This window comes from Erwinia sp. STN24, assembly GCF_041320675.1.
GTDB lineage: Bacteria > Pseudomonadota > Gammaproteobacteria > Enterobacterales > Enterobacteriaceae > Erwinia > Erwinia aeris.
The window spans coordinates 1-255 of the sequence record NZ_JBGGPM010000030.1 but is presented as its reverse complement, the minus strand read 5'-3'; the positions used below and the strand labels follow the sequence as shown (position 1 = coordinate 255).

Annotated in this window: 1 rRNA gene; it reads right to left on the bottom strand. The window is 51.0% G+C overall.

The annotated features are described in order from the left end of the window. A 23S ribosomal RNA gene (locus ACA373_RS22205) occupies window positions 1–229 on the bottom strand; the annotation flags it as partial. Window positions 230–255 lie beyond the last annotated feature (26 nt).

Here is a 255-nt window from a genome sequence, read left to right as displayed (position 1 = left end):
TCGGTTGATTTCTTTTCCTCTGGGTACTTAGATGTTTCAGTTCCCCAGGTTCGCCTTGCAGCACTATGTATTCATGCTGCAATGATGCACATGTGCACCGGGTTTCCCCATTCGGGTATCGTCGGTTATTGCGGTTCATATCACCTTACCGACGCTTATCGCAGATTAGCACGCCCTTCATCGCCTCTGACTGCCAGGGCATCCACCGTGTACGCTTAGTCACTTAACCTCACAACCCACAAGCGTCCCGAAAGA